General features: G+C 54.6%; 16 protein-coding genes. 9 read left to right on the top strand and 7 right to left on the bottom strand.

All coding sequences use genetic code 11. The features are described 5' to 3' along the window. Positions 1 to 86: 86 nt before the first annotated feature. A complete protein-coding gene (locus ACMHXH_RS12150; RefSeq protein ID WP_308428155.1) occupies positions 87 to 551 on the bottom strand; it encodes a GNAT family N-acetyltransferase in 465 nt (154 codons plus the stop codon). Positions 552 to 635: 84 nt separating this feature from the next. Beyond that, entirely contained in the window at positions 636 to 1,295 is a 660-nt protein-coding gene (locus ACMHXH_RS12145; RefSeq protein ID WP_039034594.1) for a 7-cyano-7-deazaguanine/7-aminomethyl-7-deazaguanine transporter, read from the bottom strand. Positions 1,296 to 1,532: 237 nt separating this feature from the next. On the opposite strand from ACMHXH_RS12145, the gene ACMHXH_RS12140 reads away from it, so the two are divergent. Beyond that, a complete protein-coding gene (locus ACMHXH_RS12140; RefSeq protein WP_039034595.1) occupies positions 1,533 to 2,279 on the top strand; it encodes a substrate-binding periplasmic protein in 747 nt (248 codons plus the stop codon). Here ACMHXH_RS12140 and ACMHXH_RS12135 read toward each other — a convergent pair. After that, positions 2,276 to 3,634, bottom strand: a complete 1,359-nt coding sequence (locus ACMHXH_RS12135; RefSeq protein WP_039034596.1) for an isochorismate synthase MenF — start codon at positions 3,632 to 3,634, stop codon at positions 2,276 to 2,278. The genes ACMHXH_RS12140 and ACMHXH_RS12135 overlap by 4 nt on opposite strands. Positions 3,635 to 3,984: 350 nt before the next feature. Here ACMHXH_RS12135 and ACMHXH_RS12130 point away from each other — a divergent pair, with 350 nt between their 5' ends. The 8 genes from ACMHXH_RS12130 (at position 3,985) to ACMHXH_RS12095 (ending at position 11,718) form a co-directional block, all read left to right on the top strand. Next, positions 3,985 to 6,156 carry a TonB-dependent receptor plug domain-containing protein gene (locus tag ACMHXH_RS12130; protein ID WP_039034597.1) on the top strand — a complete coding sequence of 724 codons (2,172 nt, stop codon included), beginning with the start codon at positions 3,985 to 3,987 and terminating at the stop codon, positions 6,154 to 6,156. A gap of 2 nt (positions 6,157 to 6,158) precedes the next feature. Beyond that, positions 6,159 to 7,508 (top strand): ATP-binding cassette domain-containing protein, encoded by a 1,350-nt coding sequence (locus tag ACMHXH_RS12125; RefSeq protein WP_071476323.1) that lies wholly within the window; start codon positions 6,159 to 6,161, stop codon positions 7,506 to 7,508. Beyond that, on the top strand, positions 7,498 to 8,181 hold the full coding sequence (locus ACMHXH_RS12120; RefSeq protein WP_143078389.1) for an energy-coupling factor transporter transmembrane component T: 684 nt from the start codon (positions 7,498 to 7,500) through the stop codon (positions 8,179 to 8,181). The genes ACMHXH_RS12125 and ACMHXH_RS12120 overlap by 11 nt, the downstream gene beginning before the upstream one ends. Next, positions 8,168 to 8,722: a hypothetical protein gene (locus ACMHXH_RS12115; protein ID WP_039034599.1), complete on the top strand. Its 555-nt coding sequence runs from the start codon at positions 8,168 to 8,170 to the stop codon at positions 8,720 to 8,722. The genes ACMHXH_RS12120 and ACMHXH_RS12115 overlap by 14 nt, the downstream gene beginning before the upstream one ends. Positions 8,723 to 8,735: 13 nt before the next feature. Next, positions 8,736 to 9,467 carry a DNA-binding protein gene (locus ACMHXH_RS12110; RefSeq protein WP_335911647.1) on the top strand — a complete coding sequence of 244 codons (732 nt, stop codon included), beginning with the start codon at positions 8,736 to 8,738 and terminating at the stop codon, positions 9,465 to 9,467. After that, on the top strand, positions 9,468 to 9,683 hold the full coding sequence (locus ACMHXH_RS12105; RefSeq protein ID WP_039034601.1) for a hypothetical protein: 216 nt from the start codon (positions 9,468 to 9,470) through the stop codon (positions 9,681 to 9,683). A gap of 160 nt (positions 9,684 to 9,843) precedes the next feature. Continuing rightward, a complete protein-coding gene (locus ACMHXH_RS12100) occupies positions 9,844 to 11,025 on the top strand; it encodes an HD-GYP domain-containing protein (protein ID WP_335911648.1) in 1,182 nt (393 codons plus the stop codon). Positions 11,026 to 11,100: 75 nt separating this feature from the next. Further along, on the top strand, positions 11,101 to 11,718 hold the full coding sequence (locus tag ACMHXH_RS12095) for a paraquat-inducible protein A (RefSeq protein WP_335911649.1): 618 nt from the start codon (positions 11,101 to 11,103) through the stop codon (positions 11,716 to 11,718). Here ACMHXH_RS12095 and ACMHXH_RS12090 read toward each other — a convergent pair. The 4 genes from ACMHXH_RS12090 to ACMHXH_RS12075 are packed head-to-tail and all read right to left on the bottom strand — an operon-like array spanning position 11,709 to position 17,263. After that, a complete protein-coding gene (locus ACMHXH_RS12090; protein WP_025009174.1) occupies positions 11,709 to 12,014 on the bottom strand; it encodes a DUF3240 family protein in 306 nt (101 codons plus the stop codon). The genes ACMHXH_RS12095 and ACMHXH_RS12090 overlap by 10 nt on opposite strands. Further along, the gene (locus ACMHXH_RS12085; RefSeq protein WP_335911650.1) at positions 12,011 to 15,064 is read right to left on the bottom strand and encodes an efflux RND transporter permease subunit; all 3,054 of its coding nucleotides are present in this window, start codon (positions 15,062 to 15,064) and stop codon (positions 12,011 to 12,013) included. Before ACMHXH_RS12085 ends, ACMHXH_RS12090 begins: the two co-directional genes overlap by 4 nt. Before the next feature lies 1 nt (position 15,065). Beyond that, positions 15,066 to 16,088, bottom strand: a complete 1,023-nt coding sequence (locus tag ACMHXH_RS12080) for a hypothetical protein (protein WP_335911651.1) — start codon at positions 16,086 to 16,088, stop codon at positions 15,066 to 15,068. Further along, on the bottom strand, positions 16,085 to 17,263 hold the full coding sequence (locus tag ACMHXH_RS12075; protein ID WP_071476328.1) for a TolC family protein: 1,179 nt from the start codon (positions 17,261 to 17,263) through the stop codon (positions 16,085 to 16,087). Before ACMHXH_RS12075 ends, ACMHXH_RS12080 begins: the two co-directional genes overlap by 4 nt. Positions 17,264 to 17,361: the final 98 nt, after the last annotated feature.

The following is a 17,361-nucleotide window of genomic DNA, read 5'->3' as shown; positions in this document are numbered from 1 at the left end:
GCCCCATCTATGTTCTGCGTCGGCTAACAGGCTTGGAGGCAAGGCGTGGTTTGCAGCAAATGGCCCAAGTCCTTTGCAAGACTTCCTTAGAACATGCTCTTTTCAAGATAGAGACGGTTGTCGGCAATATGTCCAGGCTCGGCGCGGAAGTCCACCACCTGATACTTATGGCTGATCAGCATATTCAGCATAGAACGGAACTGATTGCGGGTCTTGACCTGGATCTGCTTGTAACCGGCTTGAGTGGCCCAACGCTCCTGCGCTTCCAGCATGCTGCGCGCCAGCCCCAGGCTGCGATAATCGGGTAATACTCCGCCTAACCAACTGTAAAAACACTGCTCGTCCAGAGCATAACCCAGCTTGAATCCCGCCAATTCACCTTCCACGAAGGCCAACAACAACAAACAGGCATTGCCTGTCAGCCGACGTTCAAATTCTTGCTGTTGGTAGCTGGAATCAAACTCGGGGATCTGAGCACTCAAGGCCATGATCTCGTCGATCTGTTGCTGATCTATTTCAGTAATAGCTTTGATTTCAATGGAGTACATCATTATTCTCTCAACGGGCCGCAACGTGTCACAGATTGCGGGATAAAAACTGGCCAAAATTATAACAGGTCTGGCCAGTTGAATGCATCAGGAGAATTGCTGCTGGTTTTCTGTCTGCAAGATCTTGTCCTGTAGTACCCGCAGCAGCACACCATAAGCGGGCAGGAACAGCCCCAGACTAACCAACAGTTTAAAGCTGTAATCCACGGCGGCAATTTCCGGCCAGTTGGCGGCCATAAAGGGGTCGCTGGAGGCGAAGAAGGCGATACTGAAGAACACCAGAGTATCCACCAGGTTGCCTACCAGGGTTGAGGCTGCCGGAGCGACCCACCAGGCACACTGGCGGCGAATTCGGGCAAATACTGCGATATCCATCAGCTGGCCCACCAGATAGGCGGCGAAACTGGCAAAGGCGATACGGAATATAAAGGTATTGAAGTCCGACAGGGCACTTAGCCCCTGAAAGTTACCTTGATGAAACAATACGCCCATGGCATAGGAGATTAACAAGGCCGGCAGCATGGCCTTGAAGATGATCTGCCGGGCGGCAGCTTGGCCGAATATCCGTACCGTTAGATCGGTTGCCAGATAGACAAAAGGAAAGCTGAAGGCGCCCCAGGTTGTATGGAAGCCGAATAGCTGAAACGGAAGCTGTACCAGATAGTTACTGGCACTGATAATCAGGATGTGAAAACTGACCAAGAGGATCAGTGCGCGTTTGAGCTGCGCGCTGGTTAACATTAACATATTGTGACCTTTTTAGTTGGCTGGGCGGGGTGAGGGAACCCGCATCTTCGGTTCGACCGAAAGGGCGCACATTATAGAGCCCATAATCCGGCTGACAAGAGGGAAGTGTAAAAAATGTCCAACCTATCTAAGGAAGTTTCTGTATTTGGGCGTTTAAGTCTATGCAGGGCAGGCATGGGGCTTGCTCGCACCTTCCTTAAAGCTACTCTACACTGAAAGGGAAGACAGGAGAGTTAAATGAATCGAATCTGCTGCCTGCTGCTGGCCTTATTGACGTTTGTCTGGCCGGCCATTGCCGAACCGACCAAGATCCAGATAGCTACCGCCAGTTGGGGCGGTTATACCGAAACCAATGGTGAAGGCTATTATTTTGAACTGTTACGAAGGGTCTTTCCCAAGCCGGAATGGCAACTGGAAATCCAGTTTGTTCCCTTTCCCCGCTCCCTCTACATGCTGGAGCGTGAACAGGTGGACATGGTGTTGGGACTTTATTTGGGGGATATCTCCAAGGGGATTTTCAGTGCTCACAAAGTAGAAACCGAGGTGATAGATGCCGCAGTAACCCCTGAGTTGGCCAGTGTATGGCAGGGCATGGTGTCTTTGGCCCATAGAAAGGTTCAGGCTTTGATCGCCTATCGCTTTTTTACCCTGACCCAGGTACCCATGCTCTATCAGGAAAACAGCAGCCTGCTGGAGATGCTGCGTAAGGTGAATGAAGGCAAAATCGACGCCGTGCTCGATTATAAACCCGACATGCAGCCACTGTTGGCGCAGTTAGAACAGCCAAGAAGACTGGTTCTTATCGAAGATGTGCTGCGGGCAGATGTTTATTTTGCCTTCGCCAATAATCCTAAAGGGCTCGAGTTGAAGGCCTTGTTCGACCAAGGCTTTGAGCAGTTGGAACGTTCCGGGGAATTGGCGGAGATAAAACAGCAGAGCCTGGAGCAGCTGCAACTGAAGATACAGGAGCCGCCATCACCCTAAAAATCCAGCAAAATCGACATTATGGTGGCGAGTTTGTTTTCCAGCTCCTGCCACTCGGCTGCCGGATCAGAGCCGGCAACTATGCCGGCACCGGCAAACAGGTTGATACAGCCGGGTTCCAGTAGGGCGCAGCGGATGGCTACCGCAAATTCACTCTCATATTTATTCAGATAACCACAGGCTCCGGCATACCAACCGCGCATATAGCCTTCCCGCTGGCGCAGAAAACTGATGGCAGATTCCCGCGGTAAACCACCGACGGCCGGGGTTGGGTGCAAGGCCTGCAGCAGTTGAAAATCTTTTACTCCGTGACGCAGTTCGGCGCGAATCGATCTGTGCAGATGTTGAATATGGTTGAGTTTGAATATGGTGGGTGTCTCATCGGCACCGACATAGCGGCTCAGCGGGGTCAACGCCTTGACAATATGCTCTCTGACCAGCTGATTTTCATGACTATTCTTGTTGTCATCCAATAGCTGCTGCGCCAGGCGTTCATCTTCTTCCGGGCTCAGGCCGCGAACTGTGGTGCCTGCCAGCGCTTCGGTATACAGCTCCTGTTGTTGACGGCGATAGAGGCGTTCGGGTGAGCAGGAGATAAAGCTGCGCTCGGGACTGAATTCGAAACCGAACTGAAAACTGTTGGGGTTACGTCCCTGCCAACTGGCCAATACTTGCCAGGGATCCGGCGTGTCTTTCACTTGCAGCTGGGTCAGGCGCGACAGCACTACTTTGGGCGTGTCCTGATTGAATCTGGGGGCGGTAACCTGTTCCACCAAGGCTTTCCAGCGCGGATAATCGGGCCTGTCATTGCGTGACAGCTGTTCGGTCTTGGTCGGCGGCGTCATGGGCCGGGCCGGCACAAGCGCATCCAGTGCGGCTTGTGCTTGAGCTATCTCTTGCTGCTGGTCTGCTTGACCCAGGTTCAGATTGACCAAGAGACGGAAATGATCTGAACTGCGTCTCAACTCAATTCGGGGTAGCAGGAATCTGGCGCGGCCAAACTCGGGCCAGGAGGCGATTTCGCGATCGAAGGCGACCCCGCCGTAGTAACGGATCTCCTGATTACTGGAGTAGGCCCGCTGTGTCTCATAGACTTCGGCCAGAGCCTCGTCTGTGACTTCATCTTCGAAGCGGAAATCCAGGCAACTGCCAATGGCGGCTACCTCCTCGAGTCGGTCCCTTCCTTGCCAATAAATTCTTGGGTAACTGGGCTGGGAAGCCAGCCAGGAGATCAGTGGGATCGCCTGTACCTCGGCGGCCAGTTGGACAATAGGTTCTGCTGGTGTCGGCTTGGTCAATTGACACAGCTTGTCTTGAAGTGACGAAATGGCCTGAGACAGGGTAAGTGCAGACAAGGGGAGCTCCGAACATCCGAACAAAGGGATCCGGAAGCAGAAAGCGTCCGGCTATCAGTATCTTTAACACAAACTAAAGTTCCACACCTCTAGTGTCAAGCCATCGAAGGGGCCGGTGTGACGTATAGCATGATCCCATTAATCAGCTTAGGTTAATGTGATGTAAGTGGACATTTTTGCTCGGCAAATTGTCTTGCTGGGACAATCTGTCCGTAGTCGACTCTGTTATCTACTCCCTTTGTATTAATTTGTCGATCTGTATTGGTTTTTACCGTCACTGAGCTTGTAGCTTTTTTGGGCGGCGCCAGAATAGCCCGGATAATCCCTATCAGAAACGACAGAAGAGCCTTATGTCCCATATTCCGGTAAAACTCTCTGCCCTCGCACTGGCGCTGGGCTGTGCCATGCAGGCCAATGCGACCTCTATTGAACGTGACCCTCTGGTCAATAACGCGATGGACGTGATTGTAGTGCACGGTGAGCGTGCCAACGCCACCGAAGTTGCCACCACCAACTGGAGCATTTCTGAAGAAGAAATCAAAGCTCTGGGGGCCCAGAGCCTGGATGAGGTGCTGAAGAATGTTCCCGGCGTTTACGTGCGTTACGGCGGTGATGGTACGCCTAGGGTGGATATCCGTGGTTTCAAGACCCGCCATGTCACTCTGTTGATCAATGGTGTACCGGCCAATAGTGCCGATGATGGTCAGTTTGATCCCAGCGTGATCCCAACCAGCCAGATTGCCAGAGTTGAAGTCTCCGTTGGTCCAACCTCGGTTCTCTATGGCCCAGGCGGCGCCGGCGGTGTTATCAACATCATCACTAAGCGTGGCGACAGCGCTCCGGCAGTATCCGGCAACCTGGAATTGGCCAAGGATGACACCTTCAAGGGCGATATCAGTGCCGCCGGTTCTGGCGATAACTGGCAGGGACTCATCAGTGCCAGTTATCAGCACACAGATGGTTTCCCTATGTCTTCTGACTATCAAACCACTGAGTATCAAGATAAATATCAGCGCAACAATGCAGACAAAGAACTGTCCAATCTGTATGCCCAAGGCAGCTATTGGCTCAGCGACAACACTCAACTCATTGCCAATATGGCTCTGCGTTCCGGTGAGTGGGGCAAGCCCCCAAGAGATGGCAGTGGCAGTGGCCGGGTGAAGTTTGAGCGGGTCGATGACTATGATTCACAGACTTTCCAGTTGGGTCTGGCACATAAGTTCAATGATACTTTCACTTTCCGTGGCTTTGGTTATCACAACCAGAGTGATACCTATGAAACCGTGTACGGCGATCACAGCTACGCCGAGCTGACTCAAGCTCAGGATGGCACTTCCAAAGTGCAGGGCGCAAATCTGCAGTTGATCTCCGACTTCGACACCGCGGGTATTCTAACCACCTCAGTGATTGCTGAAAAACAGAGCTGGGAAGCGGTAGCTGAAAGCTTTGGCTCCTCCAAGAAGTCCGGCAGCAGCAAGATTGCAGCAACCAAGGGCTCAGGCGGCGGCAGTGGAACTGGTGGTGGCAGTGGTTCCGGCGGTGGCAGTGGAACTGGTGGTGGCAGTGGTTCCGGCGGTGGCAGTGGAACTGGTGGTGGTAGTGGTTCCGGCGGCGGTACTGGCTCAGGTGGTGGCAGCGGTTCCGGTGGCGGTAATGGCTCAGGTGGTGGCAGCGGTGAGTCTTTCGATGATTCGGCCTGGGTTTATACCGCAGCGGCTGAGTATCAGTTCCAGTCCGACGGTGATTGGGGCTTTACTCTGGGTGGCGCATACCACGACATGGACAAGACCGAAGGCAACGAGAACGATTACTCGGCGCTGGCCTCAGGTTTCTGGCAAGCGGCCGATGAGACCCGTTTGAGCCTGAGTGCGGCTCGTAAGGTACGCTTCCCCTCAATGCGTAACCTGTACTCCCTGTCTTCAGGCAATCAGGAACTGGAAACGGAAATCTCCAAGCATGTTGAGTTGGGGTTGGAGCAGGGGCTGGGTATGAATACCGAGCTGCAGTTATACCTCTATCACACTGATGCTGATGATTATATTGCCAAAGATGCCAGTGGTATGTATCAGAACATAGGCAACTATCGCTTCCAGGGTTTGGATACCGTGCTGTCCAACAACAGCATAGAGAATCTGGATCTGAGCTTGAGCTACAGCTATCTGCACGCCGAAGACAGAGACAGCAGCACAGGTTTTGATGGTCTGGACTATCGTCCCAAGCATCAACTGCGCTTCCAGTTGGGCTACAAGCTGCCGACCGAGACTCGTATCCACCTGAACGTAGAACGCATTATGGATCAGAACTACTACGATCAGGAGAAGATAGGCGGTCAAAAGGTTTGGCAGGAGAAGTCCTTGGATGATTACACCCTGGTGGACATCAATCTGGTACAACCTTTGCTTAAAGATAATCTAGAGCTCTATTTACGAGCCACCAACCTGCTGGACGAGAACTACTATCAGAGTGATTCTCTGCCTCAGGCCGGTAGACAAGTCTTTGTTGGGATTAACTGGCAGATCTGATAATGCGCTTACTCGAACTCGAAGGGATCAATTTCAATCATGGTTGTTTGCAGCCTTTGATATTGAGGGATCTGGATCTGAAAATAGAATCCGGATCCTGCCACTGCATCAGTGGCCCCACGGGTTCGGGTAAATCCAGTTTGCTGGCTTTGCTTGCCGGGCTGCAACGGCGTCCCTGTGAAGGCGGTATTTTCCGTCGTCAGGGGTTGTTGGTGGGCCTGGTGATGCAAGATCCCCAAGTGCAAATATTGCGTCAAACAGTCGGTGCCGAGGTGGCCTTTGCCTTGGAAAACCTCGGTGTGCCCAGCGGCCAGATGATCTCCAGAGTGCAGCATGCATTGCGCCGGGTGGGCTTGTTTGTCTCGCTGGAAACCCAAGTCAGCAAGTTGTCTCTCGGACAGAAATATCGCTTGATGATTGCCGCCCAGTTGGTGAGTGAACCGGCGGTTCTGCTGTTGGATGAACCTTGGGCGCAACTGGATGATGCCGGTGTCGATGAATTGCTGGCAGTGATCCGTAATCTGCGGGCTGAAGGTATGGCCGTCGTGCTGGTGGAGCATAATCCCCTGGCTTTTGCTTCGGTTGTTGAGCACTTCTGGTACTTGCACCAAGGGCGGCTATTACCAGGTTGTTACCGGGCTGAATCCGGTAGTCATATGCAGCGACTGGAGCCGGACCGAAGCCGGGAGCTGGTCAGTGCCACTTCATTTGAATTTCGTTACCAGGGGCATTCGCCCCTGTTTGTGTGTCAGCAGGGCCTGTCTTTGGGCGCTGGAGAATTGGTCACACTGGTGGGGAATAATGGTTCGGGCAAGAGTAGCCTGCTGAAGGCGATAGCCGGAATTCAACCCGCGGTGGCGTCATTGCCGCTAAGGGTCTTTGGCCGTAAACCCAAGCCAGGGATCTACGGCCCCATGCTGGGCCTTCTGATGCAGCGTCCCAACCGTCAGTTATTTGAGGCCACAGTGATTGAGGAGATGCAGTTCAGCCTGCGTCGCTTCGACTTGCCGTTGTCTCGGGCGGAGAGTTTGCTTGAGCAACTCGATTTGTTGCATCTGGCCCACAGTTCTCCACACACACTTTCCTATGGTCAGCAGCACTTGATTGCCCTGGCTTCTATCGCTTGTTTGACTCCCAGCTTGATGCTGCTGGATGACCCCTTGGCAGGGTTGGATGGCAAACATTTGGGGCAGCTTTGGCAGATACTCAATTATCTGCGTGAACAGGGAGGCAGTATAGTGATAGCCAGCCACAGACCCTTGCAAAATTTACCTTGTAGTCAGTTGTGGCAGTTGCAGCAAGGTCAACTGGAAATAGCGTTTTCCCCAGAGGAGGTTGCCTGTGTGGGTTAAGGGGCAGCGCCACGGCCGTACTTCTCCGAAGGGGCTGGATTTAGGTTTGTGGGGCAGTGCCGCGGCTTTACTGCTGGTGCTGAGTCTGTCGTCGGCGGCCTTTATTTTGCCTCAGGCGCAGCTTCCCTGGTTGGCGGCTATCAATCTGATATTGGTGGCTCATGGCATGCTGCAGCGCGGCGCCATAGGTGGGGTGATACGCTTTGTCTTGTTGCAGCTCGGTTTTACTTTGGGGCTGTATGCATTGATGCACGGCGGCGAGCAGTTGGGACAAGGTACTTTGGCTGTGGCCCGCATTACTCTGGCTTTGCTGCCGGGATGGTGGCTGTCGGTGACAGTGCGCCCGGAGCGTATCGGTGAGGTGTTATGCTTGGTCATGCCGAGCAAATGGGCCTTTGTGGTGGCAGCTTCTATTGGGTTGTTGCCCTTTATGACCCAGGAGATCGCCGAGATCTATCAACTGCAGCGGCTGCGGGGGGCGCGCATTGCTCCCAAGCAACTGCTCAATCCGCGCAATTGGCCGGAACTGGCTTACTGTGTGCTGTTTCCCCTCTTGATCCAACTGCTTAAGTTGGCCAAACAGATGGCGCTTGCCGCCAAGAGCCGCCACTTTGGCCACACTTCCAAGCCGACCCATTGGCGGGACAACCGGAGCGAACATGGCAACAAATAACGTCAAAGGATTTCAACTGCAGGATGCGCTCTTTATCGGCTTTTGTGCCACCTTATTGGTGGCGGTCAAGAGCATGCTCAGATTGAAACTTGGCTTGTCGGGACATTCTATGCTGCTGATGAGCTTCTTCTATCTCACCTGTTACGGCATTGTCGGACGTATGGGGGCGATGACTGCTTGCGGCGCCTTGGCCGGAGTGGTCGCCATGACCTTGGGCGTTGGCAAAGGCGGCCCGCTTATTCTGCTCAAATTCCTGATCCCGGCGGTGTCCATGGATCTGGCGCTTCTACTGTTGGCCAATGCGTTTAATTTGCGCTGGCGTTTCATCGCCCTGGCATTGGTGGGTTGTATCGCCTGGGCCGCAAAAGGTCTGGTAGAGGATCTGCTGGTGGGCATGAGTGAGCAGGTGGCCTTGGTACGTTTTGGTCTCAAGTGTTTACAAGGTGGTGCCTTTGCCATAGTCGGGGCGCTGCTGGTGCCCCCTGTCTTGAGACGCCTCAAGGCCCACGATCTTCTCCACAAAGATATTCAGACAGATTGATTAAGGTTTATTGATGAAAGATTGGCTGATTTGTATAGATGATACCGATGATATTGGCACCAAAGGCACCGGCGAGATAGCTGCCGAGATAGCTGAATTGTTGACCCAGCAAGGCGGGCAAACCTCCCTGGTGACCCGGCATCAGCTCTATGTGCATCCGGATATTCCTTACACTTCCCACAATAGTGCCATGTGCTTTGGTTATCGCGGTGAGCTTACCTTAGAGGCGATCCGTGAGTTGGCTATAGCTCATTTGCTCAGGGAGTCTGCCAGCGCGGCCGACCCTGGGTTGGCGCTCTTGTCTCTGGCCGATTTCAGCGGTCAGGACGTGCTGATGGCTTTTGGCCGTGAGGCCAAGCAAGAGGTCAAGACCAAGGAACAAGCCTACGGCTTGGCTAAACACTTGGGTATCAGTCTCAGCGAGCACGGCGGCACAGGGCAGGGCGTTATCGGCGCTCTGGCGGGCCTTGGGCTCAGGCTTACAGGTAATGATGGCCGGGTGAAAGGCCAACTGAAATTGGGTCAGACAGATAAAGCCGCGCCTTTTGGCGTTGCCGACATACTAAAGCGCTCTGAGCTGGATGGCGTATTGACTACCACAGGTGAATGGTTGCAGGAAACCGACTCTGTCTGGCTTAGCGGCAAGGTTAAAGCCGTGTGGGCCGAACACAAGTTTGCCCTCCTGGTCAGCAAACGTGGCGCCGAGTGGCACAATGCCGGTAAACAGGAACTGAAGGAGTTCTGAATGCAGCAATGGTTTGAACTCAAGCAGGGTAAACGTTTGTTTCTCGGTGGCAACAGCAATCTGCAGGCTGCCCGCGAGGTAGCCATCCAATGTGCTTGTTTTGCCGAAGACGACGAAGACGAGCAGATAGACGATATAACTCGCTCCTGTTACAACTGTCAGTATCGCCGTTGGTTGAGTGAAGGTTTTCAGTGTCTTGGCCCTATACCTGAGTGAGATTGGCATCATAAAGGCAAACTTTACCCCCTTAGGTGCATAGGCATTTCCGGATTTGGCTTCTAGAATACGGCAAAGCCGAGTGACATTTGTTGGAGAGTCGTTAACCCCTGACAAACGTTGTTCGGGTGAGGACAGAAGCCTTTGCCGGAGTGAAAGAATGACTGATGCGGTTCCGACAGCAGCCCTGTTGAAGTTGCCCGTTACCCGATTGGGGATAGGCATGTATGTGTCGGCCATTGAGAACAATGGTCAGTTGGCTGTCGCCAATGCCGGCCAGATCAGGAGCCGTCAGGCGATCACTAAACTCAGCAACAGCGGCATCCGTTTTGTCTGGGTTGATGTTGAGCGTTCCAGCGACAGCTGCGGCCTGAAAAAACAGCGCCCCGTTTGCGATAACCATACTCGTAAAACCTCGGTTAATCCTGAATTGGCAAGAGGTCAGGCCAAACAGCTACTGACAGAAGCCAAGGGCTTGGTGCGTAAAGTCCTCAGTGAAACCTTCGAAGGCAAGGCGATAGAAGTCGAGCCGTTTGCGGCATTGGCAGACAATATGATCGAGTCGGTGATGCTCGACTCTGATGCGATGAAGTGCATATCGGCGCTGAGATCCAAAGATGCCTACTTACTTGAACATTCGGTCAATGTTGCCTTCCTGCTGATCACCTTTGGTAAATATCTCAAGCTGGATCGCGAGATGCTCAGGCAGCTGGCGATCGGCGGTATTCTCCACGATATCGGCAAGATCAAGGTGGATAACAAGATACTGCACAAGCCGGGCAAGCTGACGCCGGAAGAGTTTGAGCACATGAAGTTGCATCAAGCCTACGCCATCGAGATCATGGAACAGGCCAAGGGCTTGTCTCAAGTGAGCAAGGATGTGTGCCTGATGCATCATGAAAAACTCGATGGTCGTGGTTACCCACGGGGCCTGACTGGAGATGCATTGCCGCTGCATGGGCGTATGAGCTGTATCGTGGATATCTATGATGCCCTTACCGCCACCCGCTGCTATAAAGAGGCGATGAGCCCGGCTGCAGCCTTTAAAATTCTGCTCAGTCTGACGCCCTTTCATCTGGATGAGAGCCTGGTGTATGAGTTTATTCGTTGTATCGGTGTCTACCCGGTCGGTTCATTGGTGCAACTGTCCGATGGCCGGGTGGGCATAGTCTGGGAGTCCAAGAATAGAGATGCATTACATCCAGTAGTTAAGTGCTTCTATTCATTGAAGTTTAAGCGGTATACCGATGTGACCATGGTGGATCTGCAAAAGTCGGATCTCAACATAGACAGAGGTGTATCGCCCAGCTCTTTGGATGTCGACCCCAAGCCCTTCTATTGATCTGGCGGTAAACTGGGTAAACTGATGGGCCCGCCGAGTGGTGGGCCTTTTTGTTGAGTTTGTGGAGTGACCCCAATGCGCCGAATTTTACCTATCATGACCCTATTATTGTCGCTGGCCTTGCTGATCCCCGGGGTGACTCAACCTATTTTGACTGTCAGCGGCACGGTAGAAAAGGCCGAGCTGACCGAAGCCGGGTTGGACATGATCGCCGAAGCCGTCAGTGATGGTTCCGGGCGCGACAGTGCCAGGGGAATGCTGGCGATGATTAGCGGTATGTTGGGGCTTAACAACCTTCAAGGTGAAATGGAGGTGTTCAACAAGACCCGCAGTATCTGGGGCACAGTGACCGAGCTGCATCAACACGGCAATACCCTGGTGGCGGCGCTGGTGATGTTGTTTTCCGTGATAGTGCCGGCCTGCAAGCTGGGGCTGATGCTGCTGGCTCAGGCGCCGCTGTCCAGTAAGGTGCGGCAGGCCATCGACAGTATTACCGCTGCCATCGCCAAATGGTCCATGGCCGACGTATTTGTGGTGGCACTTATTATCACTTATATGGCCGGCAACGCCTCGGCCGGCATGGGCGATTTGGTTCACACCCACGCCAGCCTGGAGTCGGGCTTTTGGTTCTTCCTCGGTTATTGCCTGTTGGCTATTGCCGGCCAGTATTGGCTTAAATCCCGTCAGTCCTGACCCAGCACGCCGTCTGTCGCTATCGGTACTATCCAATAGCGGCAGGGGTTGTGGCGGCAGACCTCCGCCAGGGTTTGCAGCAGCGCCTGCTGTGACTCTTGCGGGTGCATCACCTCAAACTTGTAGAATTCCCGATAACCTTCCACCTGTTCCTTGAGATTGAAGTGGCTGTGCTCGCGGCTGAAGCCACAGATATTGATCAGGCTGAAGCCGGAGAGGTAGTCCAGCGACATCAGGGTGTCGACCACATCGTCTTTTAGATTGTGCTGCACTATCAGCACCAAGAGTTGTTTCATTGGCGTTTCTCCAGGGTTTGATACAGCAGCGGCAACAAATAGAGGGTGGTGATAGTGGAGGTGATCAGCCCGCCTATGACCACGATTGCCAGCGGCCTTTGAATTTCGGCGCCGGGCCCGGTGGCAAAGGCCAGCGGGATCAGGCCGAACATGGCGGTGGTGGCCGTCATCAGAATCGGCCGCAGTCGGCGGGCCGCACCTTGTTCGACCCGCTCACAGAGGCTGGCAAACAGATGCCGCGACTGTTCATAGTAACTGACCATCACCACGCCGTTGAGCACGGCTACCCCCAGCAGGGCGATAAAGCCCACTGAGGCCGGCACCGACAGGTATTCGCCCGAGATAAACAAGCTGAAGATACCGCCCATCATGGCAAAGGGGACGTTGGCCAGGATCAGCAAGGCTTTGGAGATATTGCCGAAGGTGGTGAACAGGATCAGGTTGATCAGCATCAGCGCCACGGGCACCACCAACAGCAGGTTACGGGTCGCCCGTTGCTGGTTCTCGAATTCGCCGCCGAAATTCAGGCTGTAACCGCTGGGCAGAGACAGCTCAGCGGCCAGCTTGCCCTGTAGTTCTTCAACAAAGCCGACGATATCGCGGCCGCTGACATTGGTGGTGACCACGGCAAAGCGGTTGCCTTGCTCGCGTTCAATCAGTATCGGCCCTTCGCGATAGCTTATTTGCGCCAGTTCACCAAGGGGCCTGAGGCTGGCATCCGGCATCACCAATAGCCTTTGCTCCAGTTGCGGCAGGCTGTTGATACCATCTGCTGCCTGGGCGATCAGCACGGGAGTTCGCTTCTTGCCCTGGATTATCTCAGTTATGGCCAGGCCTTCCAGTTGGCTCTTGAGATATCGACCAAATTCATCGGCACTCATGTTGTAACTGCGGGCCAAACCCTCCTTGAGACGGAGGTTGATAAAGGGGCTGCCTTCGGTCATGGCGGTTTTGACATCCTGGCTACCGCGAGTGGCGCTGGTCAGGTGTGCTGTCTCGCTGGCCAATCTTGAAAGCGTCTCAAGATCTTCACCGAAAATTTTAATCGCCACATCGCCTATGCTGCCGGTAAGCATCTCGGAGACCCGCATCTGGATAGGTTGGGTGAAGTTGAAATTGATCCCCGGAAACTTGAGCACTTCGGTGCGTATGGCATCAATAAGCTCCTCCTTGCTGGCAAAGCGCCACTCCTCCACGGGTTTAAGTTCCATGAATACATCTGTTTCATTCAGCCCCATGGGATCCAGCCCCAGCTCATCGGCGCCGGTGCGGGCGACCAACTGGCGTATCTCGGGTACAGTGGTCAGCAGGTGCTGCTCTATCTGAGTATCCAGTGCCAGCGAGGCCTGCAGCGAAATCGACGGGGACTTCTCCAACTGCAGAATAATGTCACCCTCATCCAGGGTCGGCATAAAGGTTTTACCCACCTGAGTAAACAGCCCCAGGCTCAGTACCAGTGCCACCAGTGCCGTGGCGCAAAAAGCCTTACCGTGCTGTAACACCCACTGCAGGCTGAGCAGGTAGCGGGCCTTGAGCCAGCCAATGGCCTTGGGTTCGTTGGCCGCTTTTTCATTGACCAGATAGGAGGCCAGCACAGGGATCACCGTCAGCGACAGTGCCAGTGCCGACAGCATGGCAAACACTATGGTGATAGCCACTGGGGTGAACAGTTTGCCTTCGAGGCCGCTGAGGGTCAGCAGCGGTGAGAAGACTATGATCACTATCAGGGTGCCGGAAACCACAGGCACGGCCACATCTTTGGTGGCGCGGTAGATGAGGTGCAGCCTGGGCAGGCGTTTGCCGCCGGCAATCTGGTTGACCATGTTCTCCACCACCACCACGGAGGAGTCCACCAACATGCCGATGGCGATCACCAGGCCGCCGAGACTCATCAGGTTGGCCGACAGATTGAAGTAACGCATCAGCATAAAGGTGGCCAGCGCCGCCAGCGGCAGCGACAGTGATACCACCAATGCAGCGCGCAAATTGCCGAGAAACAGCGCTAGCAGCAGAATAACCAATACCACGGCCTGAAACAGGGCATCTGAAATGGTGCCTATGGCTGTATCTATCAGGTTGGCCCTGTCGTAGAACACATTCAGCTGGCTGCCGGGAGGCAGAGTTTTTTCTATCTGGGCCAGCTTTTCCCGTACCAGTTTGATGACCTGATCGGTATTGGCATCCTTGAGGCCGACGATCAAGGCCTCTGTGGTTTCTTCACCATTACGGGTCACGGCGCCGTAGCGGCTGAGATGACCTATTTCGACTTTTGCAAGGTCTTGCAGGCGATAGCTGCCGCCCTGATTGGTGGCAATCACCAGTTGTTGCAGGGCCTCCAGCGAGTCGATGCGCCCTTCGGTGCGAACCGTCAGGTTATCTGTCCCGAGCGTGATGCGTCCGGCACCCGTGTTGCTGTTGTTGCTCTCAATACGGGCTATTAACTCTTCCTGGCTGATACCGGCCTGAGCCAGAGCGACGGGATCCGGGGTGATCTGCAGTGTCTTGGCAAAACCGCCGAGAATGTTGACATCGGCGACTCCGGGCACGGTACGCAGCAGCGGCCTGACTTCCCATTCCAGCAACTGACGGCGCTCCAGTAGCGACAGCGAGGGATTCTCCAGCGAAAACATAAAGATTTCACTGAGCGGGGTGCTCATGGGGGCAACGCCGCCTTCAAGATCGGCGGGCAACTTGTCCCATACCGCCGCCAAGCGTTCACTCACCTGCTGTCTGGCCCAGTAAATATCTGTGCCTTCGTTGAAGTCCAGGGTGATATCGGTAATTGCATACTTGCTGGTGGAACGCAGTATCGCCTGCTTGGGGATCCCCAGTAGCTCAGTCTCAACCGGTACTGTCACCTGGGCTTCTATCTCTTCGGCTGTCATGCCGGGAGCCTTGAGGATGATTTTCACCTGGGTCGGCGAGATATCCGGGAAGGCGTCCAGCGGCAGCCCCAACCAGGAATAGGCGCCGGCACCACAGAGCAGCAGCGCTGTTATCAGGGTAAACAGCCTTTGAGTCAGGGAGAAACGGATAATGGCACTGAGCATGCTATTCGCCCCCCAAACCCAGGAGTATGCCTTTGACGGCCGCCACTGAGTCGCTCAGCACCTCGGCACCGACCAGAGTTTCATTGGGTGCCAGGAAGTAGCTGTCGGCGCTGGCACCTATAACCTGCACGTCGGTTGGTCGCAGTTTATTTTGGCTGTGACTCAGCACCTGGCTGCCAGTGCCCCAGGAATAGAGACTCTGCTTGGGCACCACCAGGGCATTGATGGCCTGCAGCGGAATAACCTGCAACTGCTGCCCGGGTTGCAGGCCGCAGCTTGGGGGAACGGCCTGGCTCCAGGTATCGACAAAGCCCTGTTTGGCCAACTGGTCCTTGCGGCTTATCTGCAGTTGGCACTCTCCGGCCATCACGGCATTGACACTGTCTTTCTGGGCCAGGGGTAAACGCAGCTTAAGCCTGAGTTCGTCGGCGGGTAGTATCCCCAGCAGTGGGGCGCCGCTCATCAGCGGTTCACTGCTATCGCCATATTGCAGCAGTCCGGCCATGGGCGCGTGCAATATCAGAGTCTCGGGATTGTCCCCCGGCTTAAGCAATTCACTGAAATGCTGCAGGTGTTCATATTGCAGCAAAGCGTCGAAATACTGGCGGCTTATCTGCGACCAAGTTTCGGCACCTATGGCGCCGTTGGCCCGCAGCTTTTGGTTGCGATCATAGCGTTGCTTGGCGAGCTTGAATGCCGCTTCGGCGGCGGCAAATTGCAGTTGAAAGTGGGCAATTTCGGCGCCCTTAAGTTGCACCAGTGCTTGACCTTCATCGACCCATTCTCCTTCGGCCACCAACCAGCGTCGCTGTTGGATGGTTTCCGGTGCCGTGAGATAGAAGCTGCTGCCGGGCTGAGCCGCCAATATTGCCGGTACAGGGGCGGCCTCTATCTGTTGTACTTGGTTCACTGAGGTGAAGCTGAGTGTCAGCTTGCCGAGGTCAGCAACCGAAATTTCCTGCGCCCACAGCGGGGAGAAGAACAGGGTCGACACCAGTGTGCCAACCAGGGTTTTAGGGGTCATAGGGTAACTCCGAGCGCTTGCAGTTGTTGGGAATGCAGCTGGGCTTGTGCCAGCTGGTTGAGCGACAGCCTGGCTTGGGTATCCAGGGCCTCAAGGTGGCGCCGCAGCCAGGATTCATACTGGGCTGGGCCTTGTTCGGCCGTGGTCAGCAGGGTTTGGCTGAGCTGTTTGCTCAGCTGCACGGCTTGTTCCAGCCCTTGCTGCTGTTGTTGTAGTTGGGCTTGGCGCTGTTTGAGTTGTTGCAACTGCAGTTGGCTCTGCAGTAGCTGTTGTTGTTGCTGTTGCTCCAGTTGCAGTCTTTGTTGCTGCAACTCGCCAAGCTGTTGCTGGTTCAGGCCGTTGCCAACAGGCAAAGGGATCTCCAGTGCCAGACCCAGAGACTGTTCATCTTGTCCCAGAGTTGCAGTGTTTTTGGCCGTGACTGAAACCAACCAAGGAGTGTCATCTCCTTCGAGTTGGGTGTTTGTGGTGAGCTGTTGACGTTGCTGCTGCAGCGCCAGCAATTGCCACATGGGATGCCCGGCACCGGCATCATTCGGCAGTGGGGTGTCACTTTCATCCAGCGATGGCAGCTGTTGCAGCCCGGTCAGGCGCTTGAGTGCCTCATTGGCCTCTTGTCGCTGCTGCTCCAGTGGGAGCTTTGCGAGCGACAACTCCAGCAGTTCACGTTTTAATAGCAGTACCGCAGTTGCCGGCATTTCACCACTTCGGCTCAGGGCTTGTTGCCGCTGCAACAGTTGCTGCAGTACTTGTTGCTTGTGGCGCAGTTGCGCCAGTTCCTGCTCGGCTTGTGCCTGTTGCCACCAATACTGACGCAATAGTCCAGAGAGATAGAGGCGCTGTAATTGGCTCTGCAATTCCAGCATGCGTTCGTTAATGGGCTTGAGTTTGGCGTTCTGGCGCTGCATGGCCGGCGACTGAAAAGGCAGGTTGAGCGAGAGCTCCTGCTCATAGTTGTTGTGGCTTTCCAGGCTGCCAAGATGGCTCAAACTGATGCTTGGCAGCCCTGCCAGCCAGTCCGAGCTGTGATATATTGGAGCCAATTGTGCCGAAGAGGTGTGCAGCCTGTTTTGACTTAGGGACAAAAGGGCGTCTCTGTCTGTTTCCGGGGCCGCTCTCAGCTGAAACACCATTAACAGCAGGCTACAGCCCAGGTAGAGGGGGCGGATTTTCATGGGAGTTTCTCTTGGGGAAATATCTGCCGCCAGCCTGGCACTGATTTGGCTTGTCGTCTTCGGCAACATGTATCATATTTGGGCTTATGGGACATATG

Source organism: Shewanella sp. BJSY2023SW001, assembly GCF_047314685.1.
GTDB lineage: Bacteria > Pseudomonadota > Gammaproteobacteria > Enterobacterales > Shewanellaceae > Shewanella > Shewanella indica.
This window is presented reverse-complemented; position numbering and strand designations above follow the sequence as displayed.

Bases quoted from the DNA above. Each gene is read 5' to 3' on its own strand.
- ACMHXH_RS12150 (WP_308428155.1), bottom strand. From the start codon at position 551: ATGATGTACTCCATTGAAATCAAAGCTATTACTGAAATAGATCAGCAA.
- ACMHXH_RS12145 (WP_039034594.1), bottom strand. From the start codon at position 1,295: ATGTTAATGTTAACCAGCGCGCAGCTCAAACGCGCACTGATCCTCTTG.
- ACMHXH_RS12140 (WP_039034595.1), top strand. From the start codon at position 1,533: ATGAATCGAATCTGCTGCCTGCTGCTGGCCTTATTGACGTTTGTCTGG.
- ACMHXH_RS12130 (WP_039034597.1), top strand. From the start codon at position 3,985: ATGTCCCATATTCCGGTAAAACTCTCTGCCCTCGCACTGGCGCTGGGC.
- ACMHXH_RS12125 (WP_071476323.1), top strand. From the start codon at position 6,159: ATGCGCTTACTCGAACTCGAAGGGATCAATTTCAATCATGGTTGTTTG.
- ACMHXH_RS12115 (WP_039034599.1), top strand. From the start codon at position 8,168: ATGGCAACAAATAACGTCAAAGGATTTCAACTGCAGGATGCGCTCTTT.
- ACMHXH_RS12110 (WP_335911647.1), top strand. From the start codon at position 8,736: ATGAAAGATTGGCTGATTTGTATAGATGATACCGATGATATTGGCACC.
- ACMHXH_RS12105 (WP_039034601.1), top strand. From the start codon at position 9,468: ATGCAGCAATGGTTTGAACTCAAGCAGGGTAAACGTTTGTTTCTCGGT.
- ACMHXH_RS12100 (WP_335911648.1), top strand. From the start codon at position 9,844: ATGACTGATGCGGTTCCGACAGCAGCCCTGTTGAAGTTGCCCGTTACC.
- ACMHXH_RS12095 (WP_335911649.1), top strand. From the start codon at position 11,101: ATGCGCCGAATTTTACCTATCATGACCCTATTATTGTCGCTGGCCTTG.
- ACMHXH_RS12090 (WP_025009174.1), bottom strand. From the start codon at position 12,014: ATGAAACAACTCTTGGTGCTGATAGTGCAGCACAATCTAAAAGACGAT.
- ACMHXH_RS12085 (WP_335911650.1), bottom strand. From the start codon at position 15,064: ATGCTCAGTGCCATTATCCGTTTCTCCCTGACTCAAAGGCTGTTTACC.
- ACMHXH_RS12080 (WP_335911651.1), bottom strand. From the start codon at position 16,088: ATGACCCCTAAAACCCTGGTTGGCACACTGGTGTCGACCCTGTTCTTC.
- ACMHXH_RS12075 (WP_071476328.1), bottom strand. From the start codon at position 17,263: ATGAAAATCCGCCCCCTCTACCTGGGCTGTAGCCTGCTGTTAATGGTG.